Annotated in this window: 2 protein-coding genes and 1 pseudogene (1 of these 3 only partly in view); 1 reads left to right on the forward strand and 2 read right to left on the reverse strand. The window is 69.6% G+C overall.

Going from position 1 to position 1722, the window contains the following annotated elements; genetic code table 11:
• Positions 1 to 33: 33 nt before the first annotated feature.
• The gene (locus BN903_RS09020; protein WP_048077426.1) at positions 34 to 492 is read left to right on the forward strand and encodes a hypothetical protein; all 459 of its coding nucleotides are present in this window, start codon (positions 34 to 36) and stop codon (positions 490 to 492) included.
• Between the two features lie 41 nt (positions 493 to 533).
• On the opposite strand, the gene BN903_RS09025 is transcribed toward BN903_RS09020, so the two are convergent.
• Both BN903_RS09025 and BN903_RS09030 read right to left on the reverse strand, forming a co-directional pair.
• Positions 534 to 1559 (reverse strand): aldo/keto reductase, encoded by a 1026-nt coding sequence (locus BN903_RS09025; RefSeq protein WP_048077427.1) that lies wholly within the window; start codon positions 1557 to 1559, stop codon positions 534 to 536.
• An 88-nt stretch (positions 1560 to 1647) separates the two neighbouring features.
• Positions 1648 to 1722 (reverse strand): annotated as a pseudogene (locus tag BN903_RS09030) (FAD-dependent oxidoreductase) (it continues 390 nt past the right edge of the window).

The raw sequence follows: 1722 nt of genomic DNA on the forward strand, positions 1-1722 counted from the left end.
AGCGTTTTGCCCCGGCGGCCCCCACACCGGCACATGTCACTCGACGTCGACCCGCCGGATCCCCCCGAACTCGCCGCCGTCGACCCGAACGAGTACGAGGACGCAGAGGTCTCGGGCGGCGAGTACCGCCGCGACGAGCTCGAAGCGTTCCTCCGCGAGGGCGCGTGGGAGGAGGCGTTCGACGAGTGGGCCGCCGGCAGCGACATGGACGAAGAAGACTGGCGGATCGCGCTCGACCTCGAATTAGTCTCCCGCTTCGACTTCTTCTGGGACGACTTCGCCGACCGCGTCGGCTACCACGCGCCGGGGTTGCCCGAGGACTGGAAGGAGCGCGACCTCCACCCCGACCTCGACTCGTGGGGGACCGTCTCCGCGATCAACGCCGGTCTCACGGAGCTGGGGCAGATCGTCTGCGAAACGCTCAAAACGGAGTACATCGACTGGGAGGCCGACTTCGACGCACCGGACGACCTCCCGGACTTCGAGACGTAGCGGGCGGCGGGGACGGCCCCGCTCGCGCGCAGGCGGGGATCTCAGTGCCCCCAGAGGGTCCCGTCCGGGTCGTAGCGCGCGTCCATGATCCGGTCCCACTGCGCGTCGGAGAGGTCGAGGTCGGTCGCGGCGACGTTCTCGTCGAGCTGGTCGACCGTCCGCGCGCCCACGATGGGCACGCAGGTGAACTCGTCCCAGCCGGAGAGCCACGCGAGCGCGACCTGTGCGGGCGTGGCGTCGAGTTCGTCGGCGACCTCCCGGACCGCGTCGAGCACCTTCCAGCCGCGCTCGGAGAGGTAGAAGCGCTCGAACCGGTCGTCGAAGCTCGCCCGCGACCCGTCGGGCGCGATCACCTGCTCGGGGTCGTCGGGGTCGGCGCGCTCGTACTTCCCGGTGAGGAACCCGCCCGCGAGCGGGGAGTACGGGCAGACGGCTAGATCCTGATCGATACAGACGTCGAGGTACTCTTTCACGTCCTCGTAGTAGCCCGCGTGGTGGAGGGGCTGGACCACGTCGAAGGAGGCGTAGTCGTTGACGTCGGCGGTCCACTGCGCCTTCGTGAGCCGCCAAGCCGCCATCGTCGACGCGCCGAGGTGGTGGACCTTCCCCTCGGAGACGAGTTCGTCGAGCGCGCGCATCGTCTCCTCGATGGGCGTCTCCTCGTCCCAGCGGTGGATGTAGTAGACGTCGAGGTAGTCGGTGTCGAGACGGTCGAGAGTGCCCTCGACCTGCGCGCGGATGTGCTTCCGGCCGAGCCCGGAGTCGTTCGGTCCCGGCTCGCCGCGGCCGTCGAACGGGAAGTACACCTTCGAGGCGATCACGTAGTCCTCGCGGTCGCGCTCGTCGAGCCACTCGCCGATGTACTCCTCGCTCGTCCCGTGCGGCGTCCCGTAGACGTTCGCCGTGTCGATGAAGTTGATCCCGCGGCCCGCGGCCGCGTCGAGCAGTTCGTGGGCCTCCTCGCGGCCCGTCTCGACGACGCCGTTCGTCTCGCGACCGAACCGCCACGTTCCGAGGCACAGCTCCGAGATGCTGAGCCCGGTGTTCCCGAGTCGTCGGTAGTCCATACCGGCACGTCTCTGGGCGGATAGCTAAAGCGTGGCGGCACCGGCGGGGGACGCGACGAGGATCAGAACGTTGGGCCGGACCCGGTGGCTACCCGAAGTTCTCGACCTTCGCGGCGTCCGCGTCGCCGCCGGCCGCGTCGACGGCGGCCTCCGCGTCCGCGAC

The organism is Halorubrum sp. AJ67, from assembly GCF_000513435.1.